The sequence below is a fragment of the Serratia sp. NPDC087055 genome (assembly GCF_044900985.1).
GTDB lineage: Bacteria > Pseudomonadota > Gammaproteobacteria > Enterobacterales > Enterobacteriaceae > Serratia.
This window is the reverse complement of record NZ_JBJDOG010000001.1, coordinates 884,970-905,872: the sequence shown is the minus strand read 5'-3', so window position 1 is coordinate 905,872 and position 20,903 is coordinate 884,970. Positions and strand designations below refer to the sequence as shown.

At 53.1% G+C, this 20,903-nt stretch carries 19 protein-coding genes; 13 read left to right on the top strand and 6 right to left on the bottom strand.

Going from position 1 to position 20,903, the window contains the following annotated elements; translation table 11 throughout:
* Positions 1–247 precede the first annotated feature (247 nt).
* The 4 genes from ACI2J2_RS04265 (at position 248) to ACI2J2_RS04250 (ending at position 2,008) form a co-directional block, all read left to right on the top strand.
* Positions 248–793, top strand: coding sequence for a hypothetical protein (locus tag ACI2J2_RS04265; RefSeq protein ID WP_404759465.1), 546 nt, complete (start codon positions 248–250; stop codon positions 791–793).
* 15 nt (positions 794–808) lie between these two features.
* On the top strand, positions 809–991 hold the full coding sequence (locus tag ACI2J2_RS04260; RefSeq protein WP_116690639.1) for an ANR family transcriptional regulator: 183 nt from the start codon (positions 809–811) through the stop codon (positions 989–991).
* Between the two features lie 2 nt (positions 992–993).
* Entirely contained in the window at positions 994–1,656 is a 663-nt protein-coding gene (locus ACI2J2_RS04255) for an MT-A70 family methyltransferase (protein ID WP_404759464.1), read from the top strand.
* Between the two features lie 172 nt (positions 1,657–1,828).
* Positions 1,829–2,008: a helix-turn-helix domain-containing protein gene (locus ACI2J2_RS04250; protein WP_187961430.1), complete on the top strand. Its 180-nt coding sequence runs from the start codon at positions 1,829–1,831 to the stop codon at positions 2,006–2,008.
* Here ACI2J2_RS04250 and ACI2J2_RS04245 read toward each other — a convergent pair.
* On the bottom strand, positions 1,994–3,220 hold the full coding sequence (locus tag ACI2J2_RS04245; protein WP_404759463.1) for a tyrosine-type recombinase/integrase: 1,227 nt from the start codon (positions 3,218–3,220) through the stop codon (positions 1,994–1,996). The two genes, ACI2J2_RS04250 and ACI2J2_RS04245, sit on opposite strands and share 15 nt — an antisense overlap.
* A 322-nt stretch (positions 3,221–3,542) precedes the next feature.
* Positions 3,543–4,712 carry a serine-type D-Ala-D-Ala carboxypeptidase DacD gene (gene dacD, locus ACI2J2_RS04240; protein WP_404759462.1) on the bottom strand — a complete coding sequence of 390 codons (1,170 nt, stop codon included), beginning with the start codon at positions 4,710–4,712 and terminating at the stop codon, positions 3,543–3,545.
* Positions 4,713–4,993: 281 nt separating this feature from the next.
* Here dacD and ACI2J2_RS04235 point away from each other — a divergent pair, with 281 nt between their 5' ends.
* Positions 4,994–7,300, top strand: a complete 2,307-nt coding sequence (locus ACI2J2_RS04235; protein WP_265553478.1) for an FdhF/YdeP family oxidoreductase — start codon at positions 4,994–4,996, stop codon at positions 7,298–7,300.
* Between the two features lie 15 nt (positions 7,301–7,315).
* On the opposite strand, the gene ACI2J2_RS04230 is transcribed toward ACI2J2_RS04235, so the two are convergent.
* Complete coding sequence (locus ACI2J2_RS04230; protein ID WP_209633781.1) at positions 7,316–8,170, bottom strand: LysR family transcriptional regulator; 855 nt, start codon at positions 8,168–8,170, stop codon at positions 7,316–7,318.
* A gap of 99 nt (positions 8,171–8,269) precedes the next feature.
* Between ACI2J2_RS04230 and gloA the strand changes: the two genes are divergently transcribed.
* The 4 genes from gloA (at position 8,270) to ACI2J2_RS04210 (ending at position 14,037) form a co-directional block, all read left to right on the top strand.
* Complete coding sequence (gloA, locus tag ACI2J2_RS04225) at positions 8,270–8,797, top strand: lactoylglutathione lyase (RefSeq protein ID WP_265553482.1); 528 nt, start codon at positions 8,270–8,272, stop codon at positions 8,795–8,797.
* Positions 8,798–8,981: 184 nt separating this feature from the next.
* Positions 8,982–10,916, top strand: a complete 1,935-nt coding sequence (locus ACI2J2_RS04220; protein ID WP_209634221.1) for an exoribonuclease II — start codon at positions 8,982–8,984, stop codon at positions 10,914–10,916.
* Positions 10,917–11,088: 172 nt separating this feature from the next.
* Positions 11,089–11,754, top strand: coding sequence for a CPBP family intramembrane glutamic endopeptidase (locus ACI2J2_RS04215; protein ID WP_209633785.1), 666 nt, complete (start codon positions 11,089–11,091; stop codon positions 11,752–11,754).
* A gap of 225 nt (positions 11,755–11,979) precedes the next feature.
* Positions 11,980–14,037: a carbon starvation CstA family protein gene (locus ACI2J2_RS04210; protein WP_404759461.1), complete on the top strand. Its 2,058-nt coding sequence runs from the start codon at positions 11,980–11,982 to the stop codon at positions 14,035–14,037.
* Between the two features lie 59 nt (positions 14,038–14,096).
* Here the strand turns inward: ACI2J2_RS04210 and fsa are convergent, their stop codons facing one another.
* Positions 14,097–14,762, bottom strand: coding sequence for a fructose-6-phosphate aldolase (gene fsa, locus ACI2J2_RS04205; RefSeq protein WP_265553487.1), 666 nt, complete (start codon positions 14,760–14,762; stop codon positions 14,097–14,099).
* Positions 14,763–14,908: 146 nt separating this feature from the next.
* Between fsa and ACI2J2_RS04200 the strand changes: the two genes are divergently transcribed.
* Genes ACI2J2_RS04200 through ACI2J2_RS04190 form a run of 3 tightly spaced genes read left to right on the top strand, consistent with a single transcriptional unit; the run spans position 14,909 to position 19,040 of the window.
* Entirely contained in the window at positions 14,909–15,808 is a 900-nt protein-coding gene (locus tag ACI2J2_RS04200) for a glycyl-radical enzyme activating protein (RefSeq protein ID WP_404759460.1), read from the top strand.
* A gap of 4 nt (positions 15,809–15,812) precedes the next feature.
* Positions 15,813–18,245 carry a formate C-acetyltransferase/glycerol dehydratase family glycyl radical enzyme gene (locus tag ACI2J2_RS04195; protein ID WP_404759459.1) on the top strand — a complete coding sequence of 811 codons (2,433 nt, stop codon included), beginning with the start codon at positions 15,813–15,815 and terminating at the stop codon, positions 18,243–18,245.
* A 48-nt stretch (positions 18,246–18,293) separates the two neighbouring features.
* Entirely contained in the window at positions 18,294–19,040 is a 747-nt protein-coding gene (locus ACI2J2_RS04190; RefSeq protein ID WP_209633795.1) for a DNA-binding transcriptional regulator YciT, read from the top strand.
* 47 nt (positions 19,041–19,087) lie between these two features.
* Here the strand turns inward: ACI2J2_RS04190 and araD are convergent, their stop codons facing one another.
* The gene (gene araD, locus ACI2J2_RS04185; protein WP_404759458.1) at positions 19,088–19,783 is read right to left on the bottom strand and encodes an L-ribulose-5-phosphate 4-epimerase; all 696 of its coding nucleotides are present in this window, start codon (positions 19,781–19,783) and stop codon (positions 19,088–19,090) included.
* A 364-nt stretch (positions 19,784–20,147) separates the two neighbouring features.
* Here araD and osmB point away from each other — a divergent pair, with 364 nt between their 5' ends.
* Complete coding sequence (osmB, locus tag ACI2J2_RS04180) at positions 20,148–20,366, top strand: osmotically-inducible lipoprotein OsmB (protein ID WP_004945176.1); 219 nt, start codon at positions 20,148–20,150, stop codon at positions 20,364–20,366.
* Positions 20,367–20,571: 205 nt separating this feature from the next.
* Here osmB and yciH read toward each other — a convergent pair whose 3' ends face one another.
* Complete coding sequence (gene yciH / locus ACI2J2_RS04175) at positions 20,572–20,898, bottom strand: stress response translation initiation inhibitor YciH (protein ID WP_404759457.1); 327 nt, start codon at positions 20,896–20,898, stop codon at positions 20,572–20,574.
* Between the last annotated feature and the right edge of the window lie 5 nt (positions 20,899–20,903).

Here is a 20,903-nt window from a genome sequence, read left to right as displayed (position 1 = left end):
CAGCGCTACCGGATCCACCCCTGACTCAGTTGCAAACCTTCTCCGCTGTGCCGGTTACAAAGGCATGACTGGCATAGCCATACGCAGAAGGTTGATTAAGCTTGAGAAAGAAAAAGCTGTTGAGCGCGTACGCCGCCCAGACATCAAAAAAATCTGCTGGGCACCAACCACAAAATAACCCTTCCCTACCGGACAAAATGAAACCTCGAATTCCGCAACGAATCAGCATCAAAGCTGATGGGGTTCTATGCGCCTTCAGAGAGGGCAAAAAGACACCCACCCGAACATATCAACACAACCATTTAACGCTGCCAGTGGCCCGCTGCTGGCGTCTGCTTTCAAAAGACAACGGTCACTCATGGAAAGTTATGAGTCACGAAAAGTACAACGTGGAGATAAAGAAGTGAAAGAAAAAACGAACTATGACTTCTTAAAATTCCTGGTGAAAGATACCGGCTATTACGACGTCGCTGGCCACCTGGAGGTTTTGCAAAAGGCATTCCCCAAGTCTGGGATTGACATAAAAATCGTCAGACGGCTTCGCAGGCAAATTGCCGAGTCTAACCATGTAGTTTTTGACTCCTACATAGCCAGGAGCCGACAGAAAGCAGTGAAGGTCATATCTGTAGATCCCCGCTACGAGATGCATGCAAAAACACCTTCGGAAAAATGCCGGGACAGAATAGCCGACAGTTACCTCACTTACGGGCATGAGACAGAAGCTCGCGCAATTCTGCTCGTTCAGCAATTCAACAAACTCTTAGCCCCAGTAACCCACCAGCGCGCCTACTAACACCGGAGCATCATCATGACATTTGGATATAAAAACTTAGCGCACCAGGCCGCTGAGGCGGAACGCCGTGCCCATTATGCCGACGCGGCCAGTATTTGGCTTAAAGCTTACGAGGTGGCTCGGGCGGTCGATGTGGTGTGGGTGCAAATTCGCATCGATTTTTGTGTCAACGCCGCATCACGCAACTGGGGCAGATAACGATGACCTATCAACTTATCTATGCTGACCCTCCGTGGAGTTACGGCAACACGATCAGTAATGGTGCTGCTGATAAACACTACAGCACAATGAATATGACCGATTTAAAACGGCTCCCAGTATGGTCAATAGCAGAAGACAATGCAGTCCTAGCTCTTTGGTATACCGGCAACCACAGCCAAGAGGCGATCGCACTGGCTGAGGCATGGGGCTTTAGTGTGCGAACGATGAAAGCTTTCACATGGGTGAAGCTCAATCAGCAAGCCGAACTGCGTTTCAATAAAGCGCTGGAGCAACAAACCATCTTCGACTTTACCGACCTACTCGACATGCTCAACGCTGAAACGCGGATGAACGGCGGCAACTATACGCGGGCCAATTCGGAGGATGTGCTGATCGCGGTTCGCGGACAGGGCATTGAGCGTGCCAGTGCATCGATAAAGCAGATTGTCTTTAGTTGCCTTGGTGAGCATAGCCAAAAACCATGGGAAGTAAGGCACCGTCTTGAACGGCTTTATGGTGACGTATCCAGAATCGAACTGTTCAGCCGCGGCGATGCGCCAGGCTGGGATCATTGGGGGAATGAATGCCCAGTAAACAACCTGACGCTGATTCCCGCAGCGTTCAGAAAAACCTTCTCCGTAGCACAGCCCGAGAGCTTCTAAGAGACTTCGACTCCCCCACCAACAATTTCACCCTTCGACAGCTACTCGACAAACACGCAGTGAAAATCGCGCCCTATTGGCCTAAGTATCCACCGGCATGGCTGCGACTAAATTGCGAGGTTCACAGAGTGCGGGAAGGAAAATAGCAGAGGTAATCATGAACTCTCCATATATGAGTACGCAAGAAGTTGCCGATCTGTTTCGCAGATCAAGAACCACCATTCACAACTGGAATAGCCGCAACAAAAAAACAGGAGAGAAAGCGAAGAAAGGATTTCCCGATCCGGTGATACACGGTTTCTTTCTTCGCTCTGAAATAGAGGAGTTTGGAAGGCTATCAAAACAAGATTGAACGCCCTACTATCCTGCAAACCTCATCCCACCAAGCTACATAGGCTTTTCTTTGCTCTTCCAGATAATCATTGTGGTCATAAACAGACCAGATCCCTGGGAGCTTATGGCCCAGCATAATTTCGCATACATGCGGTGGTGCAAGGACTGCCCACCGCGTCCGCGCTGTTCTACGCAAGTCATGCATTGTCCAATGCTTCATCACTAGGCCTTTATGGGTCAAAACCCATGATTTTACTGTTTTTGGCAATGAAAGTGCTGAAGCGCTATCCATAGGACGATCTGGGAAATTACCTTTCAATGCCCTTTCAAAAAGAAACTCTGAGCCGCCGTTAAACTTCATCGCCTCCTTAATCATCACTTTTGCTGCTGGCGTAATTGGCCTTAAGAGCGGCTTTCCACTTTTCCCTCCTTTATGATTTTCTGGCGGAACAGTCCAGATATCCCTTTCAAAATCAAAATGTGAAACTTTTGCAGCTATTAACTCTCCCGACCGACAACCGAACAAAAGAACTAACATCATGAAAAGTTTATTTTTCTGAGTCATTCTAGAATGTACTAGCACTTCAAATAGCAATCGAATCTCACTATCATCAAGAACGCGATCAATCACATTACGCTTAATCCCCATATCCTTAGCCGACACGCCTTCCAAGGGGGTAGTTTTTACCATACTTCTACGGAGCGCCCATGAATGCGCCTGGATCCCTGTTGATAAAATCCGCCTGGCGATTGAAGGTGATTTTTTGGTAATTGAGTCTATTAAGTCCATCCACACATGCGGGCTAACGCTATCGTGCTTCATTTGACCAATACTGGGGAAAACGTGAATTTCGAAAGAGCGCAAAAGTATACTGTGCCGCTTTATATTTACCGTCGCATATACCCGATCCCAGTCACGCACGACCTCTTCTACCGTCATGGCTTTTTGATTGTCTGCAATACGGTTCGCTATGTGTCCAGCTGGGTCTTTCCCTTCCTCAAGTACACGTCGCAGAGTGACTGTCTCATCGCGGGCATCTTTCAGCGTCATGCCCGGATAGGTTCCAATATCTAACCGGCGCTGCTTTCCAGCACGCATATAGCGCATCTGGAAAACTAACTTACCTTTTTTGCTGATCCGAACTGATAAGCCATCTCTATCAGATTTTTCTCTAACTGCATCAGACTCTTTCCCTGCTACAGACCGCAAAAAACTGTCAGTAAGTGCCATAAGAACCCCATCTAGTACACACATGTGTCAACAATAGGAGTAACAGTAAATTATGTACTACTGTGTGTACATGAAAATGTGGTAGGAATCGTGAGGATTGGGTAAAACTAGAGGGATGAAATGAGGAGAAGCGCTTACTTCTCCTGATTTATAAAGGGGATTTAGTGAAGTGGAGGGAGATTAACAAAACAACAGTGAGCTAGTGCTTGATGTCACAGGTAGATCAGTTGCTTAATATCCATAAAACGGCTCAGTGAGTCACGACTGGCTTGAGTATATCATTGCTACAGAATTTCGGGCGCCGCGCCCAGCGCCCCAAGCATCAGATTTTCAGTTTTACCGCATCCATCAGTCGCGAGAACATGCCGCCTTGTTTGATCTGTTGCAACGCCACCAGCGGTAACGTCTTCAACAGGTTACCGTTGTCACTGATGCGAATTTCACCCACAGGCTGCCCTTGTTCCAGTGGTGCATCCAGGCGCGTTGCAGTCACCACATATTGCGCCTTCAGCTTGTTCGCCTCCGTTTTCGGCAGGCTAATGTATTGATCCTGCGCGCTACCCACGGCGACCTCATGGCGATCGCCATACCACACCTTTTCCTGCCCCAAACGTTGCCCAGCGCTGAAAAGATGGACCGTGGCAAAATCACGCAGGCCCCAGGTCAGCAATTTGCGAGCCTGCTCTTCGCGCCCTTTCGCGCTTTTACCGCCCATCACCACCGCAATCAACCGGCGGTCCCCCTCAGTCGCTGAAGCAATAATATTAAAACCGGCAGATTCGGTATGACCGGTTTTCAGCCCGTCTACCTGCAATGCTTTATCCCACAGCAACCCGTTGCGGTTCTGCTGGGTGATGCCATTCCAGGTCAGCGATTTTTCGCTGTACATATGATATTCCGCCGGTTCACTCATGATGATGGCGCGTGAAATTACGGCCAAATCACCGGCGGTGGTGAACTGGCCCGGGGCGTCCAAGCCGTGGACCGTTTCGAAATGCGTATTTTGCAGGCCAAGTTGGGTGCTCTTTTCATTCATCAGCTTCACGAACGCCGCTTGGCTGCCCGCGACATAATCGGCCATCGCCACGCAGGCGTCGTTGCCGGAGTCAATGATAATGCCTCTACTGAGGTCGCGAACCGTGACCCTGTCACCTGGCTTCAGGAACATCAGCGATGATCCCTTGAATACCGGATTCCCCGCCGCCCAAGCGTCTTTACCCACCGTCACCACGTCATCCAGACCGATTTTGTGTTGGTCGAGCGCATGATCAATCACCAACCCAGTCATCAGTTTGGTCAGACTGGCCGGATTACGACGTTCATCTGCGTTTGCCTCAGCCAGCACCTGGCCGGTGGTATAGTCCATCAATACGTAAGAGGCGGCGTCTATCGCTGGCGGCGTATTGAGTGGAAAGTTAAGGGGGGCATCTGTCGCCTGAGCTGCCAACGGCAGCAAAATACCGCTTATCACCGCCAATGTTAAATGCTTCAATCACTGTTCCTCAGGCCCTGGGGGCTAAATAAAATACCAATATAATCTGAGGCATAGACTGCATTAATCGGAGGTAAAGCGGAATCAATACTCTTTTTCAGCGGGTGTCATTATGCAACGATTTGTATGTTAATCATTTCTACGCGATAGACTTGCTCTATGCCGCCATAGTCCTATTCGATTAGACGCCCGTGCCTCACCCTCCTAAACTTGTGACATAAACACTGAAAACGCTTAAAAAAGCGTTCACTTTTTAGCTACAACCACCTGCGAAGACCAATATGAAATTCAAACCGTCAATAAAGCCTTATACCGGCGCGGCGGGCGGCTGGGGTTCACTCGAAGCCACCACTCGCTATGTACTCGACAGCAAACAGACGCTGAAAAACCTGCGTAACCTGATGCGTGTGAATAAAGCGCGCGGTTTCGACTGCCCGGGCTGCGCCTGGGGCGACGACAATCACAGCACCTTCAGTTTCTGCGAAAACGGCGCGAAGGCCGTCAGTTGGGAAGCCACACGTAATGCGGTTGAACCTGAGTTTTTCGCTGCCCATAGCGTCAGTACCTTGCTCCAGCAAAGTGACTATTTCCTGGAGTATCAGGGGCGACTCACCCACCCGATGCGCTATAACGCCGAAACCGATCATTATGAACCGATCGCGTGGCCGGATGCGCTGGCGTTAATCGCCAAGCACATCAACAGCATGGACAATCCAAACCAGATTGAACTCTATACGTCGGGCCGTGCCAGTAACGAAGCTTCATATCTGTATCAATTGTTCGGTCGCATGCTCGGCACCAGTAATTTCCCTGACTGCTCCAATATGTGCCACGAAGCCAGCGGCGTGGGGCTAAAACAGAGCATCGGCGTCGGTAAAGGCACCATCCGTATGGATGACTTTGAAAAAGCCGATGCGATTTTCGTGTTTGGTCAAAATCCCGGCACCAATCACCCGCGCATGCTGCACAGCCTGAAAAACGCAGCCAGTCGCGGGGCCCGTATCGTCAGTTTTAACACGCTGCGCGAGCGTGGGCTTGAACGCTTTGCCGACCCGCAAAGCCCCATTCAAATGCTGACACCTAAGTCATCACCGATCAGTTCTGCCTACTTCCAGCCTAATCTCGGTGGCGATATGGCGGCGGTGCGCGGCATGGTGAAAGCCCTGTTGGAAGGTCACCGCCAGCGTTTGGCCGCCGGTGAGCCCGGCCTGTTCGATTTGGCCTTTATCGAGCAGCACAGTGTCGGTGTAGAGCGCTATTTGGCTCAGGTCGACGCCACCTCTTGGGATCAGATCACCCATCAGTCCGGCCTGAGCGAGGCGCAGTTGCGCCAGGCTGCTGCCATTTATCAGGGGGCTGAGCGCGTAATCTGCACCTGGGCGATGGGCGTGACACAGCATAAACACTCTGTGCCAACGGTGCGTGAAATCACTAACTTGCAGCTGCTGTTCGGTCAATTGGGCAAACCCGGTGCCGGACTGTGTCCAGTGCGTGGTCACAGTAATGTGCAAGGCAACCGGACGATGGGCATCGATGAGAAATCCCCTAAAGCCCTGCTCGACAGCCTGGAGAAACACTTTAACTTCTCGCCACGCCGTGAACAGGGCCATAACACCGTCGAGGCTATCGAAGCGATGCTGCGCGGCGACGTTAAGGTATTGTTGGCGCTGGGCGGTAATCTAGCCGCTGCGGCACCCGATACCGAACGCACCGCACGTGCCTTACGCTGTTGTGACCTGACGGTGCATATCAGCACCAAACTCAACCGTAGCCATCTGGTGACCGGCAAAGACGCCCTGATCTTGCCTACGCTGGGCCGTACCGAACAGGACCTGCAGGCCAGCGGCCCGCAATACATTACGGTCGAGGACTCCTTCAGCATGGTGCATGCCTCTGAAGGCGTCGGCAAGCCGCTAGCAGAAACACAACGCTCTGAAACGGCAATAGTCTGCGGTATCGCTGATGCCGTATTGGGCAACCAACAGCTCGACTGGCTGGAACTGGCAGATGACTACTCATTGATTCGCGATCATATCGCCGCCACGATCCCTGGTTTTGAGGATTTCAATCGTCGCTGTGATCAGCCCGGCGGTTTCTATCTGGGCAACGCTGCCGCAGAACTTCGCTTCGCCACCCCCAGTGGTAAAGCAGAGTTCGGCTCGGCACCGTTACCGGACAGTCTGTTCCCGCAACTGGATGGCCGTCAGGCGCCCTTCACGCTGCAAACCTTGCGCTCACACGATCAGTACAACACCACTATCTACGGGTTGGATGATCGCTATCGTGGCGTGTATGGCCAGCGAGAGGTGTTGTTTATTCATCCTGAAGACCTGGCCGCACTGGATATGCAAGACGGTGAATTAGTTGAGATCGAAACCCTGTGGAATGACGGTATAACCCGCAAGGTCAGTGGTTTCAAGCTGGTGAGCTACGATATCCCGCGCGGTAATTTGGCCGCCTACTACCCCGAAACCAACCCGCTGGTACCGCTGGCCAGTTTTGGTGATGGCACCGGCACACCGACGTCCAAGTCAATACCGGTCGCTATCCGTCGTTGCGTCGCACAGCCCACGTTACGCATTGCCTGATCTGCTGCGCCCGGTTTACGCCGGGCGCACTAATAGATCGATAGCCGTCTGCAACTCCTCAGAGAGTTGATGGCGGCGCCATACAAAGTACAGATTGCTCACCCCTTCCGCCCCCATCTCCACAACGTTCAGCGCCTGCGACGGCAAAATCATCGGCAGCAACGATCCTGGAATGCAGGCCACGCCGCAGCCCGCTTTTACGCAGGCCGCCATCGACGTGTATGACTCCATCTCCAGCGTCATACGCGGCTTCAATTGCCGTGAGGCTAGCCAGTGATCTATTTTTAGACGGAAAGAGCACTCGCGACTGAAGGTATAAAACTCCAACTGCGCCAAAGTTGCAGCGTCTAACTGCGTTACGGATGCCGGTATCAGCAGCACCAGACGTTCATCAAATGCCACACGGCTGGCCAGCAGTGGGTGTTCTATGGGGCCGTCTGTCAGCGCCAGATCGAGCTCACTGTCAATCAGCATCCGCTCCAGCACCAACGAGTCCCGGCTCAGCACATTGACCTGCATTTGCGGTTGGCTGCGGCGCAAGTGGGCAATACGGTCAGGTAAATGGCTGATCAGCGAAAAGTCCAGTGCCCCAAGATTCAGCAAACCCTGCGGCTGCCGGCCGGCGAACAGATGTTGACTGCGTGACGCCAGAGCCAGAATTTCGCCTGCCTGCTGATAGAACAACCGGCCTTTGGGTGTCACATACAGCCGATTTTTATCGCGGAAGAACAGCTCACCGCCAAGTGAATCCTCCAGCTCTTTGATGCGTAATGTCACGTTGGAAGGCACACAGTGCAATTCCCGTGCAGCGGCGGCAATGGTTTTATGTTCAACCACGGCGCAGAAAAATTTAAGCTGGCTCAGCTTCATGAAGCATTCACTTTTAATGAGTGTTTTGGTTAAAAACAATCACTTTAGATTAGCATTAATTTACCCTAGAGTCGTATCAACAACCTAAGAGGGATCCCTATGCCACTGAATGATTTACTGACGCTGCCGGGCGTGACCGCACAACCGGAAACGGTCACCGACGGCTACGTGTTCAACCACACCATGATCCGTGTGAAGGACTTAACCAAAGCGCTGGATTTCTATACCCGCGTGCTGGGCTTTACCCCGGTGTATCTGGAAACCTTCAACGAAGCTGCGTTTACCATTTGCTACCTGACCCGCAGCCCGCGTGACCAGATCCCACAGGATGACGATGCCCGTAAACGCTGGGCACTGAGCCAACCGGGCATTCTGGAGCTGACCCATAACCACGGTACCGAACAGCAAGCCGATTTTCATTACCACAACGGCAACAGCGAGCCGCGTGGCTTTGGCCACCTCTGTGTGACCGTGCCGGACGTGCGTGCTGCCTGCGACCGTTTTGAACGGCTTGGCGTGACGTTCCAGAAACGTCTGCATGAAGGTCGTATGAATTACGTGGCCTTTATCAAAGATCCCGATGACTACTGGATTGAAATTCTGCAGCCCTCACCGCTACAGGACTGATCTGCCCCTCGTTTCCCCCGGCGTCTCAAGCCGGGGTTTTATTCCTGCCTTTTGAATGCTCAATATTCCGCAAAATCGCGCCCCAACGCAGGAAAACCGTGACGTTAGGCTTGCCCGCAGCGGGTGATTCGCGTAAAACTGTCAGCCGCAAATCTTGCCACTCACAACCCATTCACTGGACGATATGTTTCAAGATAACCCGCTGCTGGCGCAGCTTAAACAGCAACTTCACTCTCAGACCCCGCGCGTTGAAGGCGTAGTAAAAGGGACTGAGAAAGGCTTTGGCTTTCTTGAGGTAGACGGTCAGAAGAGCTATTTCATTCCACCCCCGTACATGAAGAAAGTGATGCACGGTGACCGAGTGACCGCGACGCTGCATACCGAGAAAGAACGCGAAATCGCCGAGCCGGAAACCCTGATCGAGCCTTTCTTGTCGCGCTTCGTCGGCCGTGTGCAAAAGCGCGATGACCGTTTGTCCATCGTGCCCGATCATCCGTTGCTGAAAGACGCGATTCAGTGTCGTCCTGTGCGTGGTTTGAACCACGACTTCCAGGCTGGCGATTGGGCGGTCGCAGAAATGTGTCGCCACCCGCTGAAAGGCGATCGCGGCTTCAACGCCGATCTGACCCAATTCATTACCGATGGCGAAGATCACCTTGCGCCGTGGTGGGTTACCCTCGCCCGTCACAATCTGGAAAAAGAAGCACCGGAAATGATCGCTACCCGCGAGCCGGACGCCTCTTTGCCACGTGAAGATCTGACCGCGTTGAATTTTGTCACCATTGACAGCGCCAGCACCGAAGATATGGACGATGCGTTGTTTGTGCAGGACAACGGCGACGGCACGCTGCAGTTGACCATCGCCATTGCCGATCCGACCGCTTACGTCGAACAGGGCAGCGAGCTGGATGAAATCGCCCGCAAGCGTGCTTTCACCAACTATCTTCCGGGCTTCAACATCCCTATGTTGCCGCGCGATCTGTCAGACAACCTGTGTTCACTGCGCCCTAACCAGCGCCGCCACGTGTTGGCTTGCCGCGTAACCATCGGTGCCGACGGCGCGTTGGCCGATGACATGCGCTTCTTTGCCGCTGAGATCGAGTCTAAAGCCAAGCTGGTTTACGACGAAGTGTCCGACTGGCTGGAAGGCATTGCCGGCTGGCAGCCGCCAAGCGATGACATTGCACAACAAATCACGCTGCTCAAGCGTGTGTGTGATGCCCGTAACGCATGGCGCCACCAGCATGCGTTGGTGTTTAAAGATCGCCCTGATTACCGCTTTGTATTAGGCGAGAAAGGCGAAGTGTTGGAGATCGTGACTGAACAACGCCGTAGCGCCAACCGTATCGTTGAAGAGTGCATGATCGCTTCCAACGTCTGCGCCGCTATCGTACTGCGCGACCGTCTGGGCTTCGGTATTTACAACGTGCATACCGGTTTCGACCCGCTGCTGGTTGAACAAGCGGTTACCGTTCTGCAAGCCAACGGGGTAGAAGCTGAAGCCGAGAAGCTGCTGACGTTAGAGGGGTTCTGCGAACTGCGCCGCCATCTGGATGCACAGCCGACCCAATTCCTCGACAGCCGTATCCGACGCTCCCAGACCTACGCCGAGATCAGCACGACACCGGGCCCGCACTTCGGCCTGGGGCTGGAAGCCTACGCGACCTGGACCTCACCGATTCGTAAATACGGTGACATGGTTAACCACCGTCTGCTGAAAGCGGTTATCACCGGCCAGCCCGCCGAAAAACCGCAAGATGAAGTGACCATTCAACTGGCTGAACGCCGTCGTCTGAACCGCATGGCGGAACGTGACGTGGGTGACTGGTTGTATGCACGTTACCTGAAAGACAAAGCAGGTACCGATGAGCGCTTCAACGCAGAAATCATCGACGTGACGCGTGGCGGTCTGCGGGTACGTTTGCTGGACAATGGCGCAGTGGCCTTCATCCCAGCACCGTTTATTCACGCGGTCCGTGACGAAATGGTCTGCAGCCAGGAAACCGGCACGGTCCAAATCAAAGGTGAAGTTGTCTACCGCCAAGGTGATAGCCTGCAAGTCACCATTGCCGAAGTGCGTATGGAAACCCGCAGCGTCATCGCCAGACCGGCGGCATAACCTCGTGAGATAGCGCTCACACAAGACAAACACCGGCAGGTAAGCCTCCGGTGTTTTTTTTTGCCATGTGATGCAGTCATCGACCGGGAACAGGTAGACCTGCCTGCACGGGCAGAGCCTGATAACACATGGATAACAGCAATTATCACTTAAAATATAAAGGACTATAAAAATGACCGATTGGGATAAGGAAATCGCACGACACAGGGAAACCAAAGGGTTCTTTTCCACGTTTTTGTTGATGGTAGCCCTGACATTTCTACCGCTGCTCTTCCCCAACAGGGAAAAACTGCAAGCCGAGGGATGGCTGGTCCCTATATTACTGGTGATTGAGTTTGTCGTTATCGTTCCGCTATACCTGAAATTTTATAAAAACCGCCCTTCTTTTGGTGCCGGTAATTTCAAACCCGCTTCATTCTTTGGTTTTCTATTGATCATTTTGGCATTGCAATTTATTGCACCACCTTTACTTGGCATAACCAAAACGGAAAGCTGGGTCATTGAACAGGTTTCACGCCAAGGTAACGTGTTTTTCTTGGTGCAGCTCACCCTGATCATCCTCGCCCCCATTTATGAAGAAATCGTCTTTAGAGGCTGCCTTTATGGCGCATTTCAAACCTGGTTTGCCGGCGGTAAAATCGGGGCAGCGATAGTGACATCGATTCTTTTTGCCTTACTGCATACACAATATGCGGATGCGCGCATGCTACTCATTCTGTTTTGTGTTTCATTGACGCTGATAGTCGCCAGGGTCAAATCAAACGGTCTGTTAATGCCCATCAGTCTACATATATCCATGAACGGCATCGTGCTGGGTGTCAGTTATTGGATGATTTAAACCTGGGTGTAAATAGCTACCAGGCGATGCTACAGCGTCGCCTTTTTTATTGCAGGACCGGGTCGCGCCACAACTTCATCACATTGTTTTTACGCCATTACTCAATCTGCTTCACATTTCTCATCCGACCTGCTGTTCTTCACGCGCAAAACTCCTACTTTTAATCTGTACCTAGTCTCCATAAGAACACGCCTTTTATTTCTGCACACCAAGGAGTTGTTGAACATGAAAAACGTCAGGTCCGGAATCATCTGGCTGGTGGTGGCGTTGGTCGGTGCATTTGCCTTCGCCATGCTGGCACTCAGCCGCGGGGAACATGTCAATGCGGTTTGGTTGGTGGTAGCGGCGATCGCCTGTTACAGCATCGCTTATCGCTTCTATAGCCTGTTTATTGCCAAGAAAGTATTTGAGCTCGACGATCGCCGCATGACACCGGCTGAACGTCATAACGACGGACTCGATTACGTCCCCACCAACAAATGGGTGCTATTTGGTCACCACTTTGCTGCTATCGCCGGGGCTGGGCCATTGGTGGGTCCGATTTTGGCGGCGCAAATGGGCTTTCTGCCCGGAACCATCTGGATCTTGGTCGGGGTGATGTTGGCCGGTGCCGTGCAGGACTTCCTGATTCTGTTTATATCTACCCGCCGCGACGGTCGTTCGCTCGGGGAAATGGCCAAGCAAGAACTTGGGGCCTTCGCGGGAGTGATCACCATGCTCGGTGCACTGGGCGTGATGATTATCATCCTGTCTGCATTGGCATTGGTGGTGGTAAAAGCCCTGGCAGACAGCCCATGGGGCTTGTTCACCATCGCCGCGACTATTCCCATCGCGCTATTTATGGGCGTGTATATGCGTTTCATCCGGCCAGGTAAAATCGCCGAAATATCGGTGATCGGCTTTGCACTGATGCTGCTGGCGATTATTTACGGCGGCAATGTGGCACAAGATCCCTACTGGGGCCCATTCTTCACGCTGCACGGCACCACGCTGACCTGGGTGCTGGTGGTTTATGGCTTCGTTGCCTCGGTACTGCCGGTATGGTTGCTGCTGGCGCCGCGTGATTACCTGTCCACCTTTATGAAGATTGGCGTCATCATTGGGCTTGCAGTTGGCATCGTCTTTGCCATGCCGGAAATGAAAATGCCCGCAGTATCACGCTTTATCGACGGTAGCGGCCCTGTGTTCGCGGGTTCACTGTTCCCATTCCTGTTTATCACCATCGCCTGTGGCTCTATCTCTGGCTTCCATGCGTTGGTGTCCAGCGGCACGACACCAAAACTGGTAGAGCGCGAAAGTCACATTCGCTTTATCGGCTACGGCGCAATGCTGATGGAGTCTTTCGTGGCCATCATGGCGCTGATCTGCGCCTCGGTCATCGACCCCGGTGTTTACTTCGCTATGAACTCCCCGGCAGCGCTGATCGGCACCACGGTGGAGAATGCCTCGCAGGTGATTAATAGCTGGGGCTTTATGATTACCCCAGAAACGCTGACGCTGATTGCCAAAGACGTCGGGGAGCATTCAATCTTGTCTCGTGCCGGTGGCGCACCGACCTTTGCCGTGGGGATGGCACACATCATTACTGAGGTGTTTAACAGCCGCGCAATGATGGCGTTCTGGTACCACTTCGCCATTCTGTTCGAAGCGCTGTTTATTCTGACCGCCGTCGATGCCGGTACCCGTGCCTGTCGTTTCATGGTGCAAGATTTGGTGGGTGTTGCGATCCCAAGACTGGCCAACAACCGTTCGTGGTTCGGCAACCTGGCCGGTACCACCGTTGCCGTCGCGGGTTGGGGGTTCTTTGTCTATCAGGGGGTGGTCGACCCACTCGGTGGTATCAACACGCTGTGGCCTTTATTCGGCATCGGCAACCAAATGCTGGCATCAATGGCCTTGATCCTGGGTACCGTCGTGCTGTTCAAAATGAAAAAGCAGCGCTATGCCTGGGTAACAATCCTGCCGACAGTCTGGCTGTTTATCACCTCGATGACCGCCGGCTGGCAAAAAATCTTCCACGAGAAGCCAAGCATCGGCTTCCTGGCACAGGCGAAGAAATTCTCTAACGGCATTGAACAAGGCACGCTGATTGCGCCCGCGAAAACGCTGAAGGATATGGAAACTATCGTTTTCAGCAACCAGATTAACGCCGCACTGTGCGCTTTCTTTATGCTGGTGGCAGTCACCATGCTGGTCTCCGCCTTCTTTGTGATACGCCGTGCACTGAACGCCAACCAGCCTACTGCGCACGAATCGCCGATCGTTCTGCGTGAGAACGGCTGAATGAATGTTTTGTTAATCAGGGCGCTGCGGCGCCCTTTTCTTTGCTTATTTCACACGGCTCAGTTCAACAAGTTTGTTCCAAACGCGCCCTGCCAGTCCTGCTCGAATTTCTCTACCGCCGCCTGAACCGCTGGGGCCGCAAGAAATTGCTCTGCCACGTCAACCGGTAACGTGATGGCCTGACAGCCCGCCAGCAAGCATTCCAGCGCCTGACGCGGCGTTTTAAAACTGGCTGCCAGCACCCGTGCATTCGGTGCATGCAGCGTTAACAGCTGTTGCAGCTCATGAACCATCTCGATGCCGTCACCGCCCTGGGCATCCAGACGGTTAACATAAGGGGCAACATACTCGGCGCCAGCCAGTGCCGCCAACAACCCCTGACCTGCACCATACACTGCCGTCCCTAGCGTGGGGATCGACATGGACGTCAGTTTTTTAATCGCTGCCAGCCCCTCTGCGGTCGCGGGTATTTTCACCACCAGCCCTGGGACTCGCTGATGCAGCAATGCTGCTTCTGCCACCATACGCTCGGCATCGTTGGCCATCACTTGCGCAAACAACTTGCCGGTGCCGCCCAGGGCATCACGCAGCGCGGGCAACACTTCCCAAATGGGTTTGCCTTCTTTGGCAACAATGCTCGGATTGGTGGTGACACCATGCAATGGCAAGATGCGCGCCAGGCGTTTGACTGCATTTACATCAGCGGTATCGAGATAAAGCTCCATTACGGACTCCTGAATCTTCTGTGGGCGAATTCAAACTCTCATCATAGTAGGACATACAATGCGTTCATATTTTATCGAAATCAAATCAACTTTCATTCGAAACAACTTTAATGAAATAAGAAAAGCAACCGAATGACAGGTGACTCGTGATATTCAATCTGCAGCGCTATTCCACCCACGATGGCCCAGGTATTCGCAGCGTAGTCTTTCTCAAGGGCTGCTCGCTGAGTTGCCGCTGGTGCCAAAACCCGGAAAGCCGTGCACGACAGGCCGATCTGTTGTTCGACCCACGCCAGTGCCTGAGCGGATGCATGTTGTGCCGTGACGCGAACCCGCAGGCAATCCAGCGAGTAAACGACGATCTGGTAATCCAACGCGAACGACTCAATCACGAAGATTATGCCGCATTGGCCGCCCATTGCCCAACCGGCGCGCTCAGCCTGTGCGGAAGCGCGATAAATATCGACGAGATCATGGCCGACGTGTTGCGCGACCGCCCCTTTTATCTGCGGACCGGTGGCGGCCTGACGCTGTCCGGTGGGGAACCCTTTATGCAACCGACAGTCGCGGCCGAACTGCTGCGCCGTGGACGCGAAGCCGGTATTCATACCGCCGTGGAGTCCTGCTTGCACACCCCTTGGTCGTACATCGCCCCCTCGCTCCCCTGGCTTGACCTGATGCTGGCGGATTTGAAACACGTCGATGAACGGCGCTTCAAACAGTGGACCGGCGGATCCGCCAAACGGGTGATGGACAATTTTTGTCGACTGGCTGAGCACGGCACCCAAACTGTCGTGCGTGTACCACTGATCCCTGAATTTAACGCCGATCGCCACTCTGTCCGTGCAATTGTCGATTTCGCCGCCGATGAAGCCGGCGTCAAAGAGATTCATTTTTTGCCGTACCACACATTGGGCATCAACAAATATCACCTGCTCGGCGAACCCTATCATGCCGCCCGAACCCCACTGGATGACCCCGAACTGCTGGCCTATGCCGAGCAGTACGCCGAAACCAAAGGGCTGACTGCTATTTTGCGAGGATAACATCATGACCACTCTGGACTTGACCACCCTGACCGAACGCACCCTGGCCCACAAGAACGCGCTGATACATATCGTTAAACCGCCTGTTTGCACCGAACGCGCACAGCACTACACCGAAGCCTATCAACAACACCTGGATAAACCCTTGCCGTTGCGTCGGGCGCTGGCACTCGCTAACCACCTGGCCAAACGTACCCTGCGCATTGACAATGATGAGCTGATTATCGGCAACCAGGCCAGCAAATTGCGCGCCGCGCCGATCTTCCCGGAATATACCGTCAGTTGGATCGAAGACGAGATTGACCAGTTAGCCGATCGCCCCGGCGCCGGTTTTTCCGTTAGTGAGGAGGACAAGGCTGTACTGCACCAAATTTGCCCATGGTGGCGGGGCCAGACGGTACAGGACCGCTGCTATGGCATGTTTACCGATGAGCAAAAAGCCTTGTTGGCCACAGGCATCATCAAAGCCGAAGGCAATATGACCTCGGGAGATGCCCACCTGGCGGTGAATTTCCCATTGCTGTTAGAGAAAGGCCTCGACGGGTTGCGTGACAAGGTAGACGAGCGCCGCAGCCGCATTCACCTCACCGACTGGCATGAGTTACAGCAGGAACAATTCCTGAAGGCTATCGACCTGACCCTGACGGCGCTGAGCGACCATATCCTGCGCTTTGCCGAACTGGCCCGCAGTATGGCACAGACAGAAAGCCGTCACTGGCGGCAGAAAGAGCTACTGACCATCGCAGAAAACTGCGAGCTGATCGCCCACCGACCACCGCAGACTTTCTGGCAGGCCCTGCAGTTGTGCTACTTCATTCAGTTAACGCTACAAATTGAATCCAACGGCCATTCGGTGTCCTTTGGCCGTCTCGACCAATATCTGTACCCTTGGTATCGCCGCGATGTCGAGTTGGAGCAGACTCTGCCGCGTGAGCGTGCCATTGAAATGCTGCACAGCTGCTGGCTGAAACTGCTGGAGATCAACAAGATCCGTTCTGGCACCCACTCCAAAGCCTCGGCAGGCAGCCCGCTGTATCAAAACGTCACCATCGGTGGGCAACAACTTATCGACGGTAAACCCTGTGATGCCGTCAATCCTTTGTCTTACACCATCCTGGAATCCTGCGGTCGCCTGCGCTCGACCCAGCCGAACCTCAGTGTGCGTTACCACGCGGGAATGAGCCGTGATTTTCTCGATGCTTGCGTGCAGGTGATTCGTTGTGGTTTTGGCATGCCGGCGTTCAACAACGATGAAATTGTTATTCCCGAATTTATCAAGTTGGGTGTAGAACCGCAGGATGCCTATGACTATGCGGCGATAGGCTGTATCGAAACTGCCGTTGGCGGCAAATGGGGTTACCGCTGTACCGGCATGAGTTTTATTAACTTCGCACGCGTGTTACTGGCAGCGTTAGAACAGGGGCGCGACGCCACCTCTGGCAAGGTTTTCCTGCCACAGACGCTTGCGCTGTCGCAGGGTAACTTCACCCATTTCGATCAGGTGTTGGGGGCCTGGGACGAGCAAATTCGTTACTACACCCGTAAATCGATTGAAATTGAGTGCGTGGTCGATAGCGTATTGGAAGAGAACGCACACGATATTCTCTGTTCGGCACTGGTGGATGACTGCATCGAACGGGGCAAAAGCATCAAGCAAGGCGGTGCAAAATACGATTGGGTTTCAGGTTTGCAAGTCGGTATCGCTAACCTGGGCAATAGCCTGGCGGCGGTTCGCAAGCTGGTGTTCGAACAGGGCGTGATCGGCCAACAGCAGTTAGCGACGGCGCTAGAGAATGATTTCGACGGATTGAGTGGCGAACAGCTACGCCAGCGGCTGCTCAACGCCGCGCCAAAATATGGTAATGACGTGGATGAGGTTGACCAACTGTTGGTGCGCGCCTATCAGACTTACATTGATGAATTGAAGCAATACCACAACACCCGTTTTGGTCGTGGCCCGATTGGCGGCACCTACTACGCCGGAACGTCATCCATTTCGGCCAATGTGCCGTTTGGCGCAGCGACGCTGGCAACACCGGACGGACGCAAGGCACATACGCCGCTGGCGGAAGGTGCCAGCCCTGCCTCCGGCACCGATTATCTTGGCCCAACCGCCGTGTTCAATTCACTGTCCAAATTACCCACCGCGTCGATCCTTGGTGGCGTACTGCTGAACCAGAAACTCAACCCCACGACATTGGAAAATCCACGCGATCGCGAAAAGTTGATGTTGATGCTGCGCACCTTCTTTGAGACATACCGAGGTTGGCACGTTCAGTACAACATCGTGTCGCGGGAAACTTTGCTTGAAGCGAAGCAACATCCTGACCAGTATCGTGATTTAGTGGTCCGCGTTGCTGGATATTCCGCTTTCTTTACCGCATTATCCCCTGACGCGCAGGATGATATTATTGCGCGAACAGAACATACTATTTAAACAATAAATATTAGCGGCTGCACATTGGTGGCCGCACATCAGGTTGATATGAATTCAAGACAACAGACAATATTGCAATTGGTTAACGATCGCCGGCGCATCAGCGTCAGCGATTTGGCCGCTGCCACCCAGGTTTCAGAAGTGACGATACGTCAGGATCTGAATTTGCTGGAAAAACGCAGCTATTTGAAGCGGGTACACGGTTCCGCATTGGCATTGGAAAGCGACGACGTCGACGCGCGGATGATGTCCAACTTTACGCTCAAACAGAAGTTGGCGCAGTATGCTGCTTCGCTGGTGAATGACGATGAAACCATCTTTATCGAAAGCGGCAGTACCAACGCATTGTTGGCTCGCTATATTGCCGAGCGTAAACGCATCACACTGATCACCGTCAGTCATTATATCGCCAATCTGCTGAAAGAAACCGACTGCGAAGTGATCGTGCTGGGTGGTTTATATCAGAAAAAAAGCGAAACCGTCGTCGGTCCGTTGACCCGTCAGTGCATTCAACAAGTTCATTTCAGTAAAGCGTTTATTGGCATAGACGGTTACCACGCAGAGACCGGGTTTACTGGGCGCGATATGATGCGTGCCGATGTGGTCAACGCGGTGTTGGCTAAGGGTGTCGAGAATATTGTTCTGACAGACTCCTCCAAGTTTGGTCAAATCCAGCCCAACCCATTAGCACAACAGGGTGAGGTTCATCGGGTGATCACCGACTCACGGTTGGCGTTGGAGTATCAGCATCAGTTGAAACGTCAGGGAATACGCTTGGATATGGTGAACGATTAGCCGTTCAAACAGCAGTGAGGGCCGCCCGTTCGCTGCCCTCCTTAATGTTACTGACCGTAGTAGGCATTTTTGCCGTGCTTGCGCAGGTAATGCTTGTCCAGCAGAGTTTGCTGCATGTTCCCCAGCCCCGGCATCAGCTGGCGTGAGAAAATCCCCATATAGGCAATCTCTTCAAGCACCACCGCGTTATGCACCGCATTCTCCGCATCTCTTCCCCAGGTAAAGGGGCCATGTGAATGAACCAGCACAGCCGGGACTTTAGCCGGATCCAACCGACGGTCGCCAAAGGTTTCGACAATCACCCTGCCAGTCTCCCACTCATACCGACCGTTAATCTCTGCATCCCGCATCTGTCGGGTACAGGGAATGTCACCGTAAAAATAATCCGCATGTGTGGTGCCCCAGGCAGGAATATCCAGGCCTGCCTGCGCCCAAATAGTCGCATGACGCGAATGGGTGTGGACAATCCCACCCGCTGACCCAAACTCAAGATAAAGCACGCGGTGTGTATCGCTATCTGAGGACGGTTTTTTTTCACCCTCCACCACTTTCCCCGTTTCCAACTCTACCACCACCATGTCGTCACGGGTCATCGCCGCATATTCCACTCCCGAGGGTTTGATCACCATCAGACCCTCCCGGCGATCGACAGCGCTGACATTACCCCAGGTGAACGTCACCAGGTGATGGCGCGGCAGTGCCAGGTTGGCTTCGAATACGTGCTGTTTGAGCTCGTTAAGCATTTATCTTTCTCAATTAGGCGTGTTGAGCCTATTGTCAGCAGCCCGTCCCCAGGGAGGTATGGTGCAAATCGCTAAAGACCACGCAGGCTTCTGCTGGAAACGAATATTTGCGAGAGAAAGGGTGAATCGCCTGTACATAACAGGAGAACGGACTTTAAGACTATTTACCTGTTTATTACTTACCAGATGCTTATAGTGAATATGGGCAGAAGTTGTACATTTGGCCTTTTAATTATTCTGCCTTTAACAAAAAATGCCATTTTTTATATCGATACTCTATGGGAGCCAATAGCAGGCCGAATTCGGGGTTCATGCCTATACTTAAGAGGCACTCCCATATAGCCAATGCTAAGGAGAAGTCATTATGATGATTATCAATAAACGTTTCGCCACCGCCGCTTTGGCGCTTACGCTAGCGTTTTCACTCAGCGCTTGTTCCAACATGTCCAAACGTGACCGCAACACCGCTATTGGTGCTGGCGCGGGGGCAGTAGGCGGTGCAGTGTTGACCGATGGTAGCGCACTGGGTACGCTCGGCGGGGCCGCCGTTGGGGGGATCATTGGTCATCAGGTGGGTAAATAATCTGACTGACCGTTCTACAGATACCTCTGCCGACAGGCTGGCAAAAGCATTTTTGCTTTGACGTATTAGCCATAATAAAGATTATTTCAGGTCTGTTTTATCTTCATTCGATGGCATATTACCATCAGCGGGCTCAGGCCCGGCAGCAGTACCCTTAAGCCATGCCGCAGTGTGGTATCGCGGCATGGCCGTTCGCCAGATGCAGTTAACCGCCTGCCAGCTTGACCTTCATTCCTTTGCCTTCCAGCAGCTGTTTAAGCAAATCGCGCTTATCGCCTTGGATTTCAATGACGCCATCCTTGACTGACCCGCCGCAACCGCACTTTTTCTTCAACTCGGCGGCTAATTTATCCAAGGCTGCATCGTCCAAATCCACACCCGAGATAAGACACACACCCTTACCTTTTCGCCCGCTGGTCTGGCGTTGAATACGCACGATACCGTCGCCCTTTTCGCGCTGCGGTTTACTCTCTTCCTGCTTGATGCGCCCTGTGTCGGTGGAATAGACCAGCCGGCTGTTATCATCACTCATGATCT